A 19,118-nucleotide genomic window follows, 5' to 3' on the forward strand; every position below is an offset into this window, starting at 1 on the left:
GCGCCTCGGCTTCACGCGCCGTTGACGACGGCGTCGAAGCCCTGCAGCTCACCGGCCACCTGACCGGCCGGGTCGAGGAGCTGGACCGGTTCGTGCAACCGCCAGGACGCGTTGACCGGGGGGAAGGACGAGACGTCGGACTGCCGCAGTGTGGCGTACTTCGTCGGTCCGGTGGCCGGCGCGGTGATGGTCTCCCCGGTGGCCTTGTCGATGACCGTCATGGTGAGCGACAGGTGGACGAGTAGTTCCCCGCCACCGCCGCCGCTCGCCTGCATGACGCTGAGCGGGGTCAGGGTGGCCTCCGACAGGGCCAGGGCGAACAGCGTGCCGCTGCCGGGGGTGCTGGGCGAGGTGTCCGCCTCCACCCGGAACCCCCGGACCTCCATGACGAGCCCCTCCGGCCGGGAGGTGCGCACCAGGAGGTTGATGCCGCCCTTGAAGTCGAGGGTGAGGGCGCCCAGGATGTTCAGCTTCAGCGGCACGTCGGCGGCGTACATGCTGCAGGGGATGTCCACGCCCGTCGGCGGCAGCGGAGCGGCGGAGGCGTCGTCGGGCAGCAGCGCCTCGGTGCCGGCGGTGACCACGGCGGCGGCCATGCCCGCCGCCGCTCTCAGGAATCTGCGGCGAGCGTGGTGGCTCTCGGTCATCCGTGTGCTCCGTTCCCGAATAGGCAACGCTTCGCAATCAAAGCATGACAATGGGTGGTCGGCAAGCGGTGCCGGAGATGGCCGGCAGTCCATGGGCATTGACTACATAGAGTAATGAGTTGATGATTCTTAGTAGTTGATCGGCTATCGGCCGCACCGGCCGGAGGGGGACAGGGCGTGCTCACAGCGTTGCAGGAACGCAAGCTCGACAAGGCGTTCGACCAGATGGACGTCAACCACAACACCGACCTGGAGCTGGACGATCTCATCGCCCTGGGCGTCAGGGTGCTGGCCGCTTTCGGCGTCAGCCCGGACAGCGACCCGGGCCGTCGCCTGTTCGGGACGTACACCGACTTCTGGGAGAGCCTGCTCGCCAAGATCGACCTGGACGGCGATCGCAAGATCAGCCGCGAGGAGTACCGGCTCGGGATGCACGCGGCGTTCATCGAGGACCCCGACGGTTACGAGCGGGCCCTGCGGCCGGCCATCCAGGCGACGCTCGACGTCACGGACGTCAACGGCAACGGCGTGCTGGACCTGGCGGAGTTCCAGCGGTTCCAGTCGGCCTTCGGCACCAGCCCCGAGGACGCGGAGCTGGCCTTCCGCAAGATCGACACCGACGGCAGCGGCGCGCTCGGCATCGAGGAGCTGGTGGAGGCCGGCCGGCAGTTCTACATCGGCGCGGACCCCGCCCTGACTGGCAACTGGCTCTTCGGCCCGGTCTGAGCCGAGTGACAGCGGCCGCCTCTCATGCCGGGGACGGGCGGCCTTCAGCCAGAGACGGAGGGTCATGCGGGAACCGTTGGCGATCGTGGGAGTCGGCTGCCGGCTGCCGGGCGGGATCGAGAATCTGGAGAGCCTGTGGGAGGCGCTGGTCGCGGGCAGCGATCTGGTGACGGAGGTGCCTCCCGATCGGTTCGATCCGGCGTGGTTCCTCGATCGCCGGACGAGGCGGGGCGGCAAGACCTACACCGCCCAGGGGGCGTTCCTGGACGATCTCGCCGGGTTCGACGCCGGTTACTTCGGGATCGCGCCGAAGGAGGCCGACCGGCTCGACCCGCAGCAGCGGCTGATGCTGGAGCTCGCCGTCGAGGCGCTCGACGACGCCGCCATCGACCCGGCCGGTCTGGCGGGGTCCGGGGCGGCGGTGTTCGTGGGCGTGTTCAACGGCGACTACGGCAACCTGCAGTGCCGCGACCCCGCCAGCCTCAACGCCTACTCCGTCGCCGGATGGACCTTCGGCAACACCGCCAACCGGGTCTCCTACTGCCTGGATCTGCGCGGTCCCAGCCAGGGCATCGACACCGCCTGCTCCTCCGCGCTGGTCGCGCTGCACCAGGCGGCCCAGGCCCTGCGTTCGGGAGAGTGCGCGATCGCCCTGGCCGGGGGCGTCAACGTGCTGCTCGACCCGGCCTCGTTCGTCGGGCTGTCCCAGGCCTCGATGCTCTCGGCCCGCGGCCGGTGCCAGGCCTTCTCCGCCGACGCCGACGGTTACGTACGCGGGGAGGGCGCGGGCATGGTCGTGCTCAAGACGCTCGCCGGCGCGCAGGCCGACGGGGACCGGGTCCACGCCGTCCTGCTGGACACCGGCACCAACGCCGACGGCCGCACGCCCGGCCTGACCCATCCGGGCGTGGAGAGCCAGGCGCGGCTCCTTGAGCGGATGTACGCGGACGTCGAGGTGGACGACCTGGTCTACTGGGAGGCGCACGGCACCGGCACGCCCGTCGGGGATCCCGTCGAGTGCGAGGCGGTGGGCCGGGCCGTGGGGGTGCGCCGTTCGCCGGGCAACGCGCTTCCGATCGGGTCGATCAAGTCCAATATGGGGCATCTGGAGTCGGCGGCGGGCATGGCGGGGCTGATGAAGGCGCTGCTGGTGCTGCGGCACGGGCAGATCCCGCCCTCGTTGCATGCCGAGGTGCTGAATCCGGCCGTCGACTGGGCGGGGTTGCGGTTGTCGCCGGTCCGGGAACTGCGGAGCGTCGCGCGGGTGGGGCGGGCGCTGGCCGGGGTGAGCTCGTTCGGTTTCGGCGGGGTGAACGCTCACGCCCTGCTGGCCGCGCCACCGTCCCCAGCGGCGCCGTCACGAGCCGCGCCGCCACGAGCCACGCAGTCACAGGCAGCACCGCCACAGGCAGCACCGCCACCAACCGCACCGCCACAGGCAGCACCGCCACCAACGGCACCGCCACAGGCAGCGCCACCACAAACGGCATGGCCAGGAGTGGCGCGGCCGGACACGCCGCCGCGACAAGGGGCGCCGCTGGACGGTGTGGCGGGAGCGGTGGCGCGAGCCGTGCCGGTGATCGTTTCCGGGCGGACCCCGGCTGCCGCGACGGAGCTGGCGTTGCGCGTGGCCGACCAGTGCGAGACGACGCGGCCCGAGGACTTCTACGATCTGGCCCACACCCTCACCCGCCGCCGCGGCCTGCGCGAGCACCGCATTGCGGTCCTCGCCGCCAACCCGGCGGAGACCGCCACCCTGCTCCGGGAGGCCCAGCCGGCGGCAGCCGAGCAGGACGGCAGGATCGCCGTGGCCTTCGGCGGCGCGGGCACCCCGTGGCCCGGCATGGCCGACGATCTCATGGCCACGGACCCTGAGTTCCGCGCCACGATCAGGCACATCGGCAAGCTGCTGTCCAGGCATGTGACCTGGTCGCTGGAAGCCGAGCTGGCCGCCCCGGCGAGCCGGTCCCGGCTGGCGACCGCCGAAGTGGGCCAGCCTGCGATCTTCGCCATGCAGATGGGCCTCCTCCAGGTCCTGAGAAATCATGGCCTGGTGCCTGATGTCGTTTTCGGGCACAGCGTCGGAGAGATCGCCGCCGCCTGCGCCTCCGGAGCCCTCGACCTGGAGAACGCCGTCCTGCTCTGCGCCGAACGCGGCAGGGCCCAGCAGCTGACCATGGGCCAGGGCGGCATGGCCGCGGTGGGCCTGCCCTTCGACCAGGCCGCCGAAGCCATCGAACCGTACGACCTCGAGATCGCCGCGATCAACGGCGAGCGCGATGTGACGGTCGCGGGCTCCGGTGAGGCGCTGGAACGGCTGGCGGTGGAGCTGGCGGGCACCGGCGTCTTCTTCCGCCGCCTCGCCGTGGACTTCGCCTTCCACAGCCGGGCCATGGACCCCGTTCAGGCGGGACTGACCGAGGCGCTGTCCGGGCTGAGTCCCGGTTCCCCCGGCATCCCGATGATCTCGACGGTCACCGGCCGGCCGGTCGACGGTCCGCTGGACGCCGCGTACTGGTGGCGCAACGTGCGCCGGCCGGTGCTCTTCGGTCCGGCCGCCGCCCATCTGGCGGGCGCCGGCTTCCGTATCTTCCTGGAGGTCGGCCCGCACCCCGTCCTGCAGACCTACCTGAAGCGGGCCGGCCGGCAGGTCACCGTCCTGCCCACGCTCCGGCGCGACAGGCCGGGCGCGCCGGCGATCCGTACGGCTGTCGCCGCCCTGCTCGCCGCCGGGGCGAAGGCCGACTGGACGGCGTTCTTCCCCCGTCCAGGGCGGGTGGTGGACCTGCCGGCCTACCCCTGGAAACGCGAACGCCACTGGAACGGCCAGGCCGACTGGTGGGCGCCGCGTCTGGAGCACCCGCTGCTCGGTGCGCGGGCGCAGACGCTGGATCCGACCTGGAGCGCTCCGCTGGACCCGGCGAGGGTGCCGTGGGTGAGCGATCATCGGGTGGCGGGGGCCGTGGTGGTCCCCGCGGTGGGGTTCGTCGAGATGGCCCTCGCGGCCGGTGCGGAGACGCTCGACGGGCCGGTCGAGGTGGTGGACCTGGAGGTGCTGCGTCCGCTGGCCATCCTTGAGGAGCAGGCTCCCCACGTCCAGGTCTCGGTCTCCGAGGACGGCAGGGTGCGGATCGCCTCCAGGACCGGTGGGCGGGAGGAGTGGCAGGTGCATGCGCGCTGCCAGGTGCGCCGGGCCGTCACGGCCGCCGTGCCGCAGGTGGCCGGCCTGGCCGGGGACTCGGTCGGGGACACGATCGGGGGCGCGGGCACGATCGAGGGCGCGGGCACGATCGAGGACTCTGTGGTGGAGCTCGGCGCGGAAGAGCACTACGCCCTGGCGGCCCGAGCCGGCCTCGACTACGGCCCATCGTTTCGCGGAGTGCGCAGTGTGCGGGTCTCGGGCGCAAGAGCACTCGGCCAGTACCGCTTCACCGAACCGGCCACCGCCTACCAGGCGCACCCCGCACTGGTCGACGGCGCCCTGCAAACCGGGCTGGCCATCCTGTGGCGATCCGGCGAAGAACCCACCGCCTACGTCCCGATCTCCTTCGAACGCGTCAGGCTGTGGCGGCAGCCACCGGGCACGGGCCTGGTCCACGCCCGGCTCCGCCCGCGCACCGACCCGCGCGAGGCGATCGTGGACGTCACCATCACCGACACCTCCGGGGTGACCGTGATGGAGGTGACCGGCTGCCGGGTGCGCCGCCTGCCCGGCGAGGAGGCACCCGCGCGGCACGTGACCGTCCTGCGCGCGGCCCCGCGACCCGGCAGGACGACCGACCCGGGCCTCACCATGACGGACCTGCTCGCCGCGGTGGAACCGCACCGGCTCGGACTGCGCGAGCGGCTGCTGGCCCGCCGCGACCGGCACCTACGGTTCATGACCGCTTACGAACGGCTGGCCGCCCACTTCACCGTCCAGGCGATGCGTGACCTGGCCGGTGACCGCTGGACCCTCGACGCCCTGGTCTCGGCCGGGATGCAGCCGAAGTACGTCCGGCTCGCCCGTACGCTGTGCGCGCAGGCCGGCGAGCTGTGCGAGCCGGCGGGTGAGGGGGCCTGGCGGGTGACCGGCCGTCCCGGCCCCGGCCCGATCTTCGCCGGCGCCCTGTTCGACTTCCCGGAGTACGCGGCGGAGCTGCAGTTGCTCGGCCGATGCGGCCGGCAGCTCACCGAGGTGCTGCTGGGCGCCAAGGACGCCGTCGAGGTCGTCTTCCCGCAGGGCGGGCTCCAGGCCGCCGAACACTTCTACGACAGCGGCCCGGTGCTGCGCCCCGCCAATCTGCTGGCCCGGTCCGTGCTCGCGGAGCTGGTGGCCGCCTGGCCCGCCGGCCGTCCGCTGCGCGTGCTGGAGGTGGGCGCCGGGACCGGTGGGATGACCGCCGCCCTCCTGCCCGAGCTGCCGCCCGAGCGCGCCCGCTACACCTTCACCGACCTGTCCCCTGCCTTCCTCACCTCGGCGGCCGCCCGCTTCAAGGGCTTCGACTTCGTCGACTACCGGGTGCTGGACCTGGAGGAGGACTGCCCGGAGCTGGAGGCGGGCTTCGACGTCGTCGTCGCGGCCAACGTGGTGCACGCCACCTCGGACCTGGAGGCGACGCTCGGCCGGATCGCCGGCCTGCTGGACGATCATGGTTTCCTGCTGCTGGGCGAGACGCTCGACGCGGGCCCGACGACCATGATCTTCGGACTGCTGGACGGCTGGTGGTCCGCCACCGACACCGCCCTGCGCCCCGCCGGCCCGCTGGCCGGGGCGGCCGACTGGCTGCGCCTGCTGCCGCGGTGCGGGCTCGCGGAGCCTGCCGAGCTGCGCGCGGAGGAGGAGCCGGCCGGCATCGACACCGCGCTCTTCGTGGCCACCCGCGAGCCGAGAGCCGACACGGCTCCCCCGGCGCCCGCCACTGCCGAGGACTGGGCGACACCCGCCGCAGCCGAGGGCCGGCCGACGCCCGTCACAGCCGATGACTGCCCGACGCCCGCCGCCGGAGGGGACTGGCTGATCGTCACCGAGTCGGGCCGCGACCAGGCGCTGGCCGAAGCGGTGGCGGCCGGGCTGACCCGGACGGGCGCCCGGGCCGCCGTCTCCCCCGGCCCGGGGCACGCACGCCACGTCGTCTACCTCCTCGACGGCGAGCACGCCACGGCGGACGCCGACCCGGCGGCCTGCGCGCAGCGGGTGGTCTCGGCCACCACGACGTTCGGCGCGATCGCCGCCGCCCTGGAGCCGAACTCCGGGCTGTGGCTCATCACCCGCCCGTCCGGGACGTTCCCCGCCCCGGAGCGGCCGGACTTCCCCGGCGACGCCGCCCTGTGGGGAGCCGCCCGCTGCCTGGCCAACGAGATGCCCGGGCTCACCGTACGGAAGATCTCGCTGGAACGTGGCGCGCGCGACGCCGAGCGGCTCGTGGCCGAGTTGCTCGCGCGCGACGGCGAGGAGGACGAGGTGGTGCTGACCGCGCACGGCCGGTTCGTGCCGCGGTTGCGGCCGGCGCCGGAGCCGGTGGCGCGCGGCGCGGAGCCTCGGGTTCTGCGGCTGCGCAACCAGGGGCCGGCCTACCGCCTGGACTGGGCGCCCATGGCGGTGCCCGTCCCGGGCCCGGGTCAGGTGACGGTCGAGGTCCGGGCGGCGGGCGTGAACTACCGCAACGTGCTGTGGGCGCTGGGCAGGCTGCCCGCGGACGCGGCGGGCGGGCCCGGCCTCGATCGGGTCTACGGCTTCGACTGCGCGGGAGTGGTGAGCGCGGTCGGCGCGCAGGTCGACGACCTGGCTCCCGGTGACCGCGTGTTCGCCGCCGCCGAGCATCCGCTCGCCTCGCATGTGGTGCTGGAACGTGACGCGCTGGCCCGCATCCCCGACACCATGGGGTTCGGTGAGGCCGCCACGCTGCCCGTGGCGTTCCTGACCGTGCGCCTGGCGCTGGCCGACGAGGCGGTACGGCTCGCGCCCGGCGAGACGGTGCTGGTGCACGGCGCCTCCGGCGGCGTGGGCCTGGCCGCGATCCAGCACGCCAGGCTGGCCGGAGCCCGGGTGATCGCGACGGCGGGCACGCCGGGCAAGCGTGACCTGCTCAGGATGCTGGGCGTGGAGCACGTCCTGGACTCGCGCGGCCTGCGCTTCGCCGCCGAGGTCAGGGACATCACCGCGGGCCGGGGCGTGGACGTGGTGCTGAACTCGCTCGCCGGTGACGGCCTGGCGCGCGGGGTGGAGCTGCTGCGTCCCCGTGGCCGCTTCGTCGAGCTGGGCAAGCACGAGCTGTTCTCCGACGGCAGGCTGGCGCTGCGGCTGCTGCGCGGAAACGTCTCGTTCGTCACCGTCGATCTCAAGCAGCTCGCAGAACGGGTGCCCGGCGTGGTGCACCGGCAGTTCGGGGAGATCGCGCGGCTGGTCGAGGAGGGCGGCTATCGGGCGCTGCCGTACCGGAGCTTCCCGGAGGAGCGCGTCGCCGAGGCCTTCGACCAGATGCGGCATTCCCGGCACGTCGGCAAGCTCGTCATCGAGTTCGAGCCGTCGGCCCCGGCCGTGGCGGCGCGCGGGCTGGATCCGGAGGCGGTCTATCTGGTCACCGGCGGCTTGGGCGGGTTCGGCGCGCGGGCGGCGCACTGGCTGGCGCGGCAGGGCGCCAAGCGGATCGCGCTGACCGGCAGGCGCGGCCTCGACGGGCCCGAGGCGCGGCAGACCGTGGCGTCGCTGACCGCTCTGGGGGTGCGGGTGACCGCGCACCGGGCCGACGTCACCGACCTGGAGGCGATGCGGGCGATAGCCGGACCCGAGGTCAAGGGCGTGGTGCACGCGGCGATGGTGCTGCAGGACGCGCCGCTGGCGGAGCTGACGCCGCCGCTGCTGCTGGCCGCGCTGGAGCCGAAGCTGCGCGGGGCGCTGGTGCTGGACCGGCTGGTGCCGTCGGCGGAGCTGTTCGTGTTGTTCTCCTCGGTGACGGCGACGGTCGGCAACGTCAGGCAGGCCAACTACGCGGCCGGCAACCTGTTCTGCGAGGCGCTGGTCAGGGCGCGGCGGGCGCGGGGCGCGAGCGGCCTGGCCGTCGGCTGGGGAGCGATCGGCGAGGTCGGCTACCTGGCGCGCACCAGCGAGGCCGAGGCGTTCGTCTCCCGCTGGACCAGCCCGATGAAGCCGGACGGCGCGTTGCCGGTGATCGGCGAGCTGCTCGCCCAGGACGCGGACGTCGCCCTGGTCGGCTCGGTCGACTGGGACAGCGCCCGCCTGCTGTTCCCCGCGCTGGACAGGCCCAGGTTCTCCGCCGTGCGCTCGGCCGACCCGGTGGCGCCGGCCGCGGACCTGCGCGAGCTGGTGCTGGCCGGTGACGAGGCCGAGTCGCTGGTCGTCGACGCCGTCATCCGCTTGCTGGCCGGGGTGCTGCAGGCCGAGCCCGCCGGCATCGCGCCGCAGCGTCCGCTGGACGAGCTGGGCGTCGACTCCCTGATGCGGGCCGAGCTGCAGGGCGCGATCTGGCGCCGGCTCGGCTGCGACATCCCGATCATGGCCATCGGGCCGTCCGCCAGCGCCGCCGAGCTGGCCGGGCAGGTCCTGACCCGGCTGCGTGCCCGGTGAGCGTCCTGGTGACGGGGGCCACCGGGTTCCTCGGCGGCCACCTGTGCGCGCTGCTGCTGCGGTCGGAGCAGGTCTGCTGCGTGGTGCGGGGCCGTACCGACCAGGGCGCGGACGAACGGTTGCGCGCCCATCTCACCAGGCTGGGCGGGCCGTTCGACCAGGAACGGCTGACGGTGGTGCGCGGCGACCTGAGCCGGCCGCGGATGGGCCTGTCCGCGGCCGTCCACACGAGGCTGGCCGAGCGGGTGGAGACCGTCTACCACTGCGCCGCGACGGTGAACCTGGCCGCCCCGCGCGAGAGTCTCCTCCCGGGGAACGTGACCGCGACGCGAGAGGTCGTCCGGTTCGCCCGCCATCGCCGGGTCAAGGCGCTCCACCACGTCTCCTCCGTCGCGGTCTTCGCCGCGGCCCGCGAGCTGGGCTGCGCGGAGGTGGACGAGACCACGGAGCCGGTCCTGGCGATGAGCGGCAGGTTCGGTTACAGCCAGACGAAGTTCCTCGGCGAGGAGCAGGTGCGCCTGGCCGCCGCCGAAGGACTGCCCGTCACCGTCTACCGGCCGGGCGCCATCCTGGGGCACAGCCGCGACTGGGAGTTCTCCGACACCGACCTGTGGACGCGTCTGGTCCGCGCCGCCGTCGAGGTGGGCGCCGCCCCGGACAGCCCGGCCACCATGCCGGGGGCGCCCGTGGACCACACCGCCGCGATGATCGTGCACCTGTCCCGGCTGCCCGGGGTGGCCGGGCGGGTCTTCCATCCCAACCTCCTGGAGCCGATCCCGGTCGGCTTCGTCTTCGACCAGGTGCGGGCGGCGGGCTACGACCTGCCGGCCGTCGATCCGGTCACCTGGAAGCAGGAGCTGCTCCGCCATGCCCACCTGCCGGCCGCCGGGCTGGTTCTGGCGTGCTGGGCGGGCATCGCGTACATGGTGGTCCCCGAGCCCCGCTACCTGCCTCCGCATTCCCGCGCGCGCCTCACGACGTCGGCGGCGCCGCTGCCGGAGCCCGTGCTCGACCGGGCGTACTTCACCCGGATGCTGGAGGGCGTCGCGGCACGGGGCTTCATCCCGAAGGTGTAGCCGCTGCCGGGGTGCGGGCGTCCATGGTCCAGTTGTGCGGCCTCAGGGGTGGCCGAGCACGTCCGGGGTGACCAGGGCGCGGGCGGCGGCGGCGAAATACTCGCCGGAGGCCGTGCCGGTGAGGCCGAGGATGACGCCCTGGCTCAGGCCGACCAGGAGCGCGCGCAGCGCCGTGGCCAGGCGTTGCGCCTGGCGCGGGGTGAGGGGGCGCCCGTCGTGGGGTCTGCCGGACAGCAGCGCGGTCAGGCGTTCCTCGTGCGCCCGTACGGAGGCGGCGAGTCTGGGGCGCAGCTCGGGGTCGCGTAGCGCCAGGTCCTGAAGGCTGATCTCGAACGACAGGTGGCGCAGCGCATCGGGGTCGTCGCACAGGTCACGGTAGTGGCGGGCGAAGACCTCCACTGCCTCGGCCAGCCCGAGGCCGGCGGAGACGGCCTGTTCGAAGCCGTCGTAGTGCGGGCCGAGGTGGTCGGTGACCAGGGCGATCAGCAGGCCGTCCTTGCTGCCGAACAGGGAGTAGACGGCGCCGGTGGTCAGCCCGGCCTGCTCGGCGATCTCCTCCAGCTTGGCCCGGTGGCCGTCGCGGGCGACGATGCGGCGCGCGGCCTCCAGCAGGGCCCGCCGGTTGTGTTCCTTGGCCTCCGCCCTTGTCATTCGCATAATCTTATTATTACCGTAATCTCGTTATGGATGAGGCCGAATACATGAATCCCCGCCCGAGTGGCGCCGTCCGTGCCGCCATCGCCGCCGAGCGCACCGAACTGGCGGCGATGCTGGACGAGCTGTCGCCCGCCCAGTGGGACGCCCCGACCTTGTGCGCCGGGTGGCGCGTGCGGGAGGTGGCGGCGCACCTGTCGACGGGCTTCCGCTACCCGCTGCCGCGGATGGTGCTGGAGCTGGTCAAGGCGGGAGGCCGCGTCAACCTGATGGCCGACCGGCGGGCCCGGCAGGACGCGGCCGCCCTGTCCACGGCCGAGCTGGTCAGGGCGATCCGGGACAACGCGCACCACCCCTGGAAGCCGCCGGTCGGCGGGATCGCGGCGGCGCTGGGCCACGACGTGGTCCACGGGCTGGACATCACCGTCGCCCTGGGCCTCGGCCGCCGCGTCCCCGAGGACCGCGTCCGCCTCCTGCTGGAGCAGGTCACTCCCCGGACCCTGAGGTTCTTCGGCGCCGACCTCGACGGGGTCGAGCTGCGTGCCGACGACCTCGACTGGTCCTTCGGCAGCGGCATCCCGCTGGTCGGCTCGGGGCAGGATCTGCTCCTGCTCGCCTACGGCCGGAAGTTGCCGCCCGGGCGGCTGCGTGGGGAGGCGAGCGATCGTCACGTCGCCGGCTGAGCGGGGCCGGTGGCCGCAGCGGTGGATCAGCTGCGGGGCCGGGTCCTCGCCAGGAGGCCGATGATCTCGGCGGTGGTGGCGGTCTCGCCGAGCAGCGGGAAGACGCGTTCGACGCTGTTGAGATGCGCCTGCGCGTTCAGGTCGGTCATGGCGTCGGTCGCCGGCGTGACGTTGTAGCCGTGCTCGTGGGCGGCGCGGGCGGTGGACTCCACGCCGATGCTGGTGGCGATCCCGGCCAGGACGACCTGGGTGACGCCGCGGCGGCGCAGCTGCAGGTCCAGGTCGGTGCCGTAGAAGGCACCCCAGGAGCGCTTGGTGACGGTGATGTCGCCGGGGTGGCCGGCGAGGTCCTCGACGATGGTGTCCCAGCCCGAGGGCAGGGGGCCGGGCGGGCGCGGGATCTCGGTGCGTCCCTGGGGGGCGTCCGAGCCGTCCGGGCGGGCCGTGACCCGGACCAGGACGACCGGCGCGCCGTGGCCGCGGAAGGCGCCGGCCAGTTCGACCGCGCGGGCCACCACCTCGGCGCCGGTGTAGGGGGCCGCGGGGCGGGCGACGACGGCGTTCTGCAGGTCGATGAGGACGAGTGCGGTGGTGGTGTCGAGGGTGGTGACGGGCATGAGTGAGCCCCTTTCCGTGACGCGGTGATGGGGGATCGCCTCGTTCCCGCAGCCCGGTGCCGTGGAGCTCCGGGAACGAGGCCGGGCTCAGCGGTGGGTGTCGAGCCACTCCTGGAACGTCGGGCCGGCGAGCTTGGCGTGCGGGCCGGGCAGGAACCCGCCCGCGGCGGCGATGCCGGCATCGGGCATGCCCGATCCGTCCACGCCGACGACCTTGACGCCCCGGCGGGCGCCGAGGAGCGCGGCCGCCTCCGCCAGAGTCTCCCGGCGGGGTCCGGCGATCTCGGGGATCGGCGTTCCCTGGGCCGGCTCCTCGGCGTCGAGGGCCAGGGCGACCAGCTCCTCGGCCACGGCGCGGCAGGCCACGAGCTGGCTGGGCAGCGCCGGGACGTGGGCGACATCGCCCTGCTGCCAGTCCAGCAGCTGGCCGACGAACTCGTGGAACTGCGCGGCCCGCAGGATGCGGACGGGCAGCGGCCCGGCCAGGAGGAGCTGCTCGTGCACCTTCTTGGCGGCGAGGAACCCGGCGGTGGCCTTGTCGACGCCGATGATGGACGCCACGGCGATCCGCCCGACCCCCGCTCGCCGGCCGTACTCGTGCAGGTTGCGGGCCGAGGTGCGGAAGAACTCCGTGGCCGCCTCCTGGTCGGAGGCGTGCCAGGAGGCGACGTCGATGATGACGTCCGCCCCGGTGAGCGCCTCGGCCAGGCCGTCGCCGGTGATGATGTCCACGCCGGTGGCCCGGGACATCGGGACGACGTGGTGTCCCCGTTCGGTGAGGACGTCGACGACATGGCGGCCCAGCCGCCCGGTCGCCCCTGCCACCGCGAACTTGGTGATGCTCATGCGTTCCGCCTCTGGTTAGTCGGTGTAGTTCTGGCCGGGGGGCATGCCGGGGATCGGCTTGGCGATGAGGGCGGCGGGGGTGAAGAAGCCGATGTGGGCGATCGCCATGATGAGCGTCCACAGCGCCTTGTCGTCGTAGTGCTCGCCCGCCCTGGCGTACAGCTCGTCGGGGACGCGCTCGCCGGACGGGTTCGGCGTCAGGACCGCCTCCACCAGCTCCAGCGCGACGCGTTCGGCGCCGGTGAAGCAGGTGGCGTCCCGCCAGGTCGCCACGGCGGTGATGCGTTCCTCCGGCTCCCCCGCCCGGCGGAGGTTGCCGGTCTCCCTGATGGCGAAGTACGTGCTGCCGAGCAGCTGCCCGGCGCGCAGTTGCAGCAGGTGGACGGTGACCTGCGGGATCGAGCCGTTCTTCATGACCTTGTGCAGGCCCTCGGCCACCTGCGCCATCTCGGGGACGAACGGGAGGGGATTGGGCATGCGTGAGCGGCGCTCACCGGTGGTGGGTGCGGACATGGCGGGACTTCCCTTCTCGTGGTGTCGCGGGCCGCGCGGATCGTTCACGCGGCGTCCTGACGACCACGAGACGACGGCGGCCCGCCCCCCGTAACAGCGTCGTCACGTGACGTTGATCACCGATCGCGGGTGTTACGGAAGGGCCGGCGGCGGCGTCTCATGCGTGTGATAGAGCTGAGTCGGACAGTCAGGGGCCAGGCGATGAGCGAGCACAGCGAACGGACGACGGGCACACCGGGGCCGCTCGACGGTGCCGGCCGCAGCACCGAGGTGTTCATCGCCCATCGCAACCTGTTGTTCACCGTCGCCTACGAGATGCTGGGCTCGGCCGCCGACGCCGAGGACGTCCTTCAGGAGACGTGGCTGCGCTGGTCGGGCATCGACCTGGACGGCGTGCGGGAGGAGCGGGCCTACCTGGTGCGGATCGTCACCCGGCAGGCGCTGGACCGGCTGCGCGCGCTCGGCCGGCGCAAGGAGTCCTACGTCGGGCCGTGGCTGCCCGAGCCGTTGCTGACCTCACCCGACGTGGCCGAGGACGTGGAGCTGGCCGACAGCGTGTCGATGGCGATGCTGCTGGTGCTGGAGACGCTCCAGCCGATCGAGCGGGCGGTGTTCGTGCTGCGCGAGGTGTTCGACCTGGATTACGACGAGATCGCCGAGGCCGTCGGCAAGAGCCCGTCCGCGGTCCGCCAGACCGCCTACCGGGCCCGGGCCCACGTCGCCGCGCGCCGGCCACGGGGCGGCGGCTCCCCGGCCGAGCACCGCGCCGCCCTGCAGGCGTTCCAGCGGGCGGTCGAGACCGGCGAGCTGCAGAGCCTGCTCGACATCCTCGCGCCGGACGTCGTCGCCCTGAGCGACGGCGGCGGGATCAAGCACGCGTTGCTGCGGCCCGTCGTGGGGGCGGACCGGGTCGCCCGCCTGCTGGCCGTGGGCTGGTGGAAGCGGGATGCGAAGAGGTCCGCCGAGCTGGTGCAGATCAACGGCGGCCCGGGGCTGCTCGTGCGGGTCGACGGGGAGATCGACGGTGTGGTGGCGGTGCGGGTGGACAACGGTCACGTCACCGGCGCCTACCACGTGCGCAATCCCGAGAAGCTGTCGCGGATCGATCGGCAGACCGTCGTGAGCCGCTGAGGGACGTCTCAGGGCCGGCTGCCCTTCACGGAGGAGGCGCGGCTCCGTCCGCAGGAGGATGCGCCCGGGGCCGGCGCGCTGCCAGAGTCGGAGCCAGGCGACCGCCGGGCCGCCCCGATCCGGAAGGGCTCCAGCCGTGTCATCGAGACACACCAGGATGCTGCGGGGTTCTGCGCTGATCGCGGGCCTCGCGCTCGCGGGCGGGCTCGCCACGACCGTTCCCGCCATGGCGGCGGACCAGGCCCGGCTGACCGCGCCGGCCCTCACCGGCCCGTACGACGTCGGCACCGCCGACCTCCACCTCGTCGACCCGTCCCGCCCCGATCCGTGGAAGCCGGAGCGGCGCCGGGAGCTCATGGTCACCGTCACCTACCCGGCGGACCGGTCCGCCGAGGGCCCGCGGGCACCGTGGCTGACGCCTGGCGTCGCCGCCGTCGCCGACCAGTTGCTGGCGAGCGAGGACTACCTGGAGCTGCCGGTCGGCTCCATCGACTGGGCGTCGGCCGAGCGCAGGGCCGAGCTCGGGGTCCCCGTGGCGCACGGCGCTCCGAGGCCGGTCGCGCTCTTCTCCCCCTCGTTCGGGGGCCCGCGGGAGACGTACACGGGGCTCATCGATGATCTGGCGAGCCGTGGCTACGTGGTCGTCTCGTTCTCGCACACCTACGAGAGCGCGGCGGTCGAGTTCCCCGGCGGGCGGGTCGAGCCGGCGGTGCCCGCGGGTGACAGCCCCGGTCACGAGAAGAAGGCGCTCGATGCCCGGGTGGCCGACAGCCGGTTCGTCCTCGACCAGCTCACGAGGATCGCCCGGGGCGCGAACCCCGACGCGGGCAAGCGTCCGCTCCCCCGGGGGCTCGGCCGGTCGCTCGACCTGTCCCGGGTCGGCGCGTTCGGGCACTCCTACGGCGGGTTCACGGCGGGCGAGACGATGGTGCACGACCGCCGGGTGGACGCCGGGATCAACCTGGACGGCGCCATGGCGACCGCGATCGGCTATCCCCAGGGAAGCCCCTACGTGCCGGGCAAGGTCGCCAGCCGCGGCCTGGACCGGCCGTTCCTCCTGATGGGCGCCATGAGCGTGGGCGCGAACGGGGAACCGCTCGAGCACACGCACCGCAACCCGGCGTTCGACCGCAGCTGGGCGGACTTCTGGGCGAGCCAGCGCGGCTGGAAGCGGGATCTGCTGCTGGGCGGCGGCAGCACGCACCTGGCCTACAGCGATCTGCAGGTCATCGTGCCGCAGCTGGGCGCGCGGGTGGCGCGGGAGAAGCGTGAGGCGCTCATCGGGACCATCGATCCCCGCCGGTCGCTGGCCGCGCAGCGGGACTACGTCGGCGCGTTCTTTGATCTGCATCTGCGCGGACGGGACCGGCAGGTGTTCGACGGTGAATCCCCCCGGCACCCGGACATCGACTTCATCGACTAGGCGCGCAGGACGCCGCGTTCTGCCCGACGTGCTGCGGAGGCGGTCCGGGGCGGGGAGCGCCGCCGGTCGCCGGCTGACGCCGGGATGGCTCATCGGTGGCTGAGCACGTTGACCACCTTGCCGTTGGGGTCGCGGACGAAGAAGCGGCGCACGCCCCACTCCTCGTCCGTCAGCGGGTGCACGATCGGCGCGCCGCTCTCCCGCATCGCGGCGTAGGCGGCGTCCACGTCGTCCACCTCGACGCTCAGGTCGGGCACGACCGGCGCCGTCCTGTCCTGGCTGATGAAGGTGAGCTGCGCCGTGGGGGTGGCAGAGGAGGCGAGCGTCATGACCCAGCCGAGGTTCATGACCTCCTCGAAGCCGAGCAGGGCGTAGAAGTCGCGGCTCTCCGGCATGGCCGTGGATCGGATGTCGGGCATGACGCGGCGGATGGGCATCGGTCGTTCCTCCTTCAAAGGGTATGGCCATCGTGGCGCCGTACGGGGGCGTGAGTCTTGAAGATTGGGGAACGCCGCCCGCCAGCGGTCACCTGGCGCGCAGCCACTCGGCCGGGGTGCAGCCGGCCATGGCCCGCCACTCCCGGGTGAGGTGCGCCTGGTCGGCGAAGCCACACGTGGCGGCCACCGACGCGAGGCTGACCGCGCCCGTGCGGGCGGCGGCCAGCCCGGCCCGCGCGGCCTCGAAGCGGAGCAGCCGCTGGAACTCCTTCGGCGTGACCCCCAGCGCGCCGCGCACCGTGCTGCTCAACCGGCGACGCGAGCAGCCGAGCAGGTCGGCCGCCCGCCCCACCCGGCCGGTCGCGGACAGTGCGGACAGCGCGGCCCTCAGGTCGGGGCCCGCGGCGTGGTCGCCGTGCCGGGCCAGGCCGGCGAGCAGGGCGTCCTCGACGAGGGCCCGGCGTCGCGGCCAGGACCGGCAGGCTGCCAGGCGCTCCGGCAGGTCGGCCAGGGCCGGGGCCACGTCGGCGAGGTCGGCGAGGTGGCCTGCCAGCGCTGCGGCCGGGACACCCAGCAGCGCGGCGGCGCCCAGGGGGCTGAGCGTCAGCCACACCCCGCGCGTGCCGCCCCGCTGCCTCAGCTCGGCCGGGTCGAGGTGGAGCCCGGCCACGACGGCCCGGGAGCGGGTCCGTGAGCCCGGCCGGCCGAGCCACGCGATCTCCAGTGTGTCCTCCGGGATCGTGATCGACACCGTGGTGGAGGGCAGCCCGCGATGCACGCCGGCCGGCCCGAGGTCGTAGGCGCTCAGCGTCGCCACGAACGGCGCCAGCGCGGCGGACCTCGGGTGAGCAGGCACGATGGTCATCCCTCCACAGTACGGTGGCTATCCGTCGCCGCTGTGCGACGAGCCCTGGTTCTCGGCGTCCTCGAGCAGGAAGTCCTCGTCGCTCGAGCCGTCACCGTCGTTCGGCACGTCCTCCTCCTCGGAGATCTCCTCGGGCTTCTCGTCCTGCACCTTGGGCTTCTTGGCGGCGCCCTTGCGGGAGACGGGGAGCTGGCGCTTCTTCACCGTCGGGTGCTGCTTGAAGTCCAGACCGTCCTCCTCCTCGCTGGAGTAGTAGATCGTCTTCTTCGCCGCCGACTCCTCGGGGAAGGTGTTGATCGCCTTGAGCACCGCCGAGACGGTCGTCGGGTCGTCGATGTAACCGGCGAGGTCCGCGTCCCCCTTGTTGGCGCCGGTCACACCGAGGATCGCCTTGAGCACCTGCGGGGAGGAGCCGACCGCGGCGGGCATGGTCCACTTGCCGAAGGACTTGCCGTGGGTGCCGGAGCCCTTCAGGTCGATTCCCTCCGTGCGGGCCGCCAGCAGCGTGATCCAGCACTTGAAGCACGACAGCTTGGAGATGCCGATGGCCATCGCCACCTCCTGCAGCATCACCTTGATCCCAGTGAGCTCCTCGAGCTTCCGCAGGTCGGCCTTGAGCAGGTCGCGGCTGTGCTTGATGTCATCGCTCGCCTGCGTCTCGGTGTGCACGAGCTCCCCGCTCGTACGCTCGTAGGCGGCGCTGTGCGCGCTCAGGCGGATCTTGTCGAACTTGGTCAGCAGGTCCGCCAGGAACCTGAGGGTCTTGAGCAGCCGGCGCTCGGCGTCGTGCCACGCCTGCGGAGTGGGCTTGCCGGGGCGTACGCCCAGATTGGACTTGTGCAGGTCGGTCCAGATGGTGGCGAGTTGTGCCTCGGCCTCCTGTGCGCCGGCGGTCGCCGCCGTGAAGAGCCGCGTCAGGTCGGCCTGCATCTCGGCGTCGGGCATGTTCGCCCAGATCCGCATGTTGTTCTTCGACAGGGCGACGGACACGCACTGCCGGGCGTCCTCGAGGTGGGTCAGCACCCAGGACAGCCGGTCCAGCGCCCGCTGGTCGGGCGAGGTGGCCTGGGTCTGCTTCGCGCGGTACGCGGTCGACTGTTTTCCGGACACCACGCTTTTGATCTTGTTGAACCTCGTCCTGAGCCGGTCGTGGACCAGCTTCCTGATGGTCCCTTCCTCCTTACCGGTCACCTGGGGCACGGTGTCGGCCACCTGGGTCGGCGGCGTGGTGATGCTCACCAGCCGCAACGGATCCACCTTCGCGGCGACCCCGATGTAGCCCTGCCTCAGGGCGAGCTTCTCCTTCTGGGTGGGCAGGAGTTGCTCCAGCGCCAGCAGAACCTCGCCCTTGCCGAACTCGCCGCGCCGGATGGCCAGCTCGCCCAGGATCTCCGACCAGTGCTTGAAGTCGCTGTCCACCAGCTTGCCGACCAGGGCCCACACGCTCTCGTTGTACGGCTCGCGGTCGATCTGGCGGACCGCCTCCAGGACGGCGACGGGCGAGTCCCCCGGCTGCGGCTTGGCGCAGTGGCGCAGCCAGAAGTCCGTGGCGACGTCCGACAGCCGGCCACCGGCCGGCGCCTGCACCACGTGACTCATCCACTCGCGCATCCTCTTGTTGATCACGAGGAGGTTCATCACGGAGGCGAACGGAAGGAACTTCACGATGTGCCGGCCGACGTCGGGCGGCACGAAGTTGAAGGCGCCCAGGTCCGCGGTGGGCGGCTGCGGGGACGTCGTCTCCTGCTTGGACTTGGCCAGCTCGCCCGCGACGGGCTGCTGCTCGCCCTCCGGGGGCTGGGTCGCGTCCTCCGCCGGCGTGCTCTCTCCCTCCGCCTGCTGCTGGACGAGGGGCTCCTCGGTGTCCGAGTGGTGCTGTTGCTGCCTGATCTGGAACTTCTTCTTGCGGATCTTCGTCCTGGCCATGGTGGCT

The 19,118-nt window shown here is 73.0% G+C and carries 14 protein-coding genes; 6 read left to right on the forward strand and 8 right to left on the reverse strand.

The features are described 5' to 3' along the window. Positions 1–11 precede the first annotated feature (11 nt). Positions 12–647 (reverse strand): hypothetical protein, encoded by a 636-nt coding sequence (locus LCN96_RS29290; protein WP_225265638.1) that lies wholly within the window; start codon positions 645–647, stop codon positions 12–14. 177 nt (positions 648–824) lie between these two features. On the opposite strand from LCN96_RS29290, the gene LCN96_RS29295 reads away from it, so the two are divergent. The 3 genes from LCN96_RS29295 (at position 825) to LCN96_RS29305 (ending at position 10,016) form a co-directional block, all read left to right on the forward strand. Continuing rightward, a complete protein-coding gene (locus tag LCN96_RS29295; RefSeq protein WP_225265639.1) occupies positions 825–1,373 on the forward strand; it encodes an EF-hand domain-containing protein in 549 nt (182 codons plus the stop codon). A 64-nt stretch (positions 1,374–1,437) separates the two neighbouring features. After that, entirely contained in the window at positions 1,438–8,940 is a 7,503-nt protein-coding gene (locus LCN96_RS29300) for a type I polyketide synthase (RefSeq protein ID WP_225265640.1), read from the forward strand. Beyond that, complete coding sequence (locus LCN96_RS29305; protein WP_225265641.1) at positions 8,937–10,016, forward strand: thioester reductase domain-containing protein; 1,080 nt, start codon at positions 8,937–8,939, stop codon at positions 10,014–10,016. The genes LCN96_RS29300 and LCN96_RS29305 overlap by 4 nt, the downstream gene beginning before the upstream one ends. 42 nt (positions 10,017–10,058) lie before the next feature. On the opposite strand, the gene LCN96_RS29310 is transcribed toward LCN96_RS29305, so the two are convergent. Continuing rightward, positions 10,059–10,667 (reverse strand): TetR/AcrR family transcriptional regulator, encoded by a 609-nt coding sequence (locus LCN96_RS29310; protein WP_225265642.1) that lies wholly within the window; start codon positions 10,665–10,667, stop codon positions 10,059–10,061. A gap of 50 nt (positions 10,668–10,717) precedes the next feature. Between LCN96_RS29310 and LCN96_RS29315 the strand changes: the two genes are divergently transcribed. Next, positions 10,718–11,353, forward strand: coding sequence for a maleylpyruvate isomerase family mycothiol-dependent enzyme (locus LCN96_RS29315; protein WP_225265643.1), 636 nt, complete (start codon positions 10,718–10,720; stop codon positions 11,351–11,353). 26 nt (positions 11,354–11,379) lie between these two features. Here the strand turns inward: LCN96_RS29315 and LCN96_RS29320 are convergent, their stop codons facing one another. The 3 genes from LCN96_RS29320 to LCN96_RS29330 form a co-directional block, all read right to left on the reverse strand. Beyond that, positions 11,380–11,970 (reverse strand): isochorismatase family protein, encoded by a 591-nt coding sequence (locus LCN96_RS29320; RefSeq protein ID WP_225265644.1) that lies wholly within the window; start codon positions 11,968–11,970, stop codon positions 11,380–11,382. An 87-nt stretch (positions 11,971–12,057) separates the two neighbouring features. After that, positions 12,058–12,816 (reverse strand): SDR family oxidoreductase, encoded by a 759-nt coding sequence (locus LCN96_RS29325; protein ID WP_225265645.1) that lies wholly within the window; start codon positions 12,814–12,816, stop codon positions 12,058–12,060. 15 nt (positions 12,817–12,831) lie between these two features. Next, positions 12,832–13,329 carry a carboxymuconolactone decarboxylase family protein gene (locus LCN96_RS29330; protein ID WP_225265646.1) on the reverse strand — a complete coding sequence of 166 codons (498 nt, stop codon included), beginning with the start codon at positions 13,327–13,329 and terminating at the stop codon, positions 12,832–12,834. A 201-nt stretch (positions 13,330–13,530) separates the two neighbouring features. Here LCN96_RS29330 and LCN96_RS29335 point away from each other — a divergent pair, with 201 nt between their 5' ends. Both LCN96_RS29335 and LCN96_RS29340 read left to right on the forward strand, forming a co-directional pair. Then, positions 13,531–14,460, forward strand: coding sequence for an RNA polymerase sigma-70 factor (locus LCN96_RS29335; RefSeq protein WP_225265647.1), 930 nt, complete (start codon positions 13,531–13,533; stop codon positions 14,458–14,460). Between the two features lie 157 nt (positions 14,461–14,617). Further along, on the forward strand, positions 14,618–15,883 hold the full coding sequence (locus tag LCN96_RS29340; RefSeq protein WP_225265648.1) for an alpha/beta hydrolase family protein: 1,266 nt from the start codon (positions 14,618–14,620) through the stop codon (positions 15,881–15,883). An 89-nt stretch (positions 15,884–15,972) separates the two neighbouring features. Here LCN96_RS29340 and LCN96_RS29345 read toward each other — a convergent pair whose 3' ends face one another. From LCN96_RS29345 to LCN96_RS29355, 3 genes are all read right to left on the reverse strand, one after another. Next, positions 15,973–16,320 carry a VOC family protein gene (locus LCN96_RS29345; RefSeq protein ID WP_225265649.1) on the reverse strand — a complete coding sequence of 116 codons (348 nt, stop codon included), beginning with the start codon at positions 16,318–16,320 and terminating at the stop codon, positions 15,973–15,975. An 88-nt stretch (positions 16,321–16,408) separates the two neighbouring features. Next, a complete protein-coding gene (locus LCN96_RS29350) occupies positions 16,409–17,185 on the reverse strand; it encodes a helix-turn-helix domain-containing protein (RefSeq protein WP_225265650.1) in 777 nt (258 codons plus the stop codon). An 18-nt stretch (positions 17,186–17,203) separates the two neighbouring features. Beyond that, positions 17,204–19,111, reverse strand: a complete 1,908-nt coding sequence (locus tag LCN96_RS29355) for a nucleic acid/nucleotide deaminase domain-containing protein (protein ID WP_225265651.1) — start codon at positions 19,109–19,111, stop codon at positions 17,204–17,206. Positions 19,112–19,118 lie beyond the last annotated feature (7 nt).

It is taken from the genome of Nonomuraea gerenzanensis, assembly GCF_020215645.1.
Lineage (GTDB): Bacteria > Actinomycetota > Actinomycetes > Streptosporangiales > Streptosporangiaceae > Nonomuraea > Nonomuraea gerenzanensis.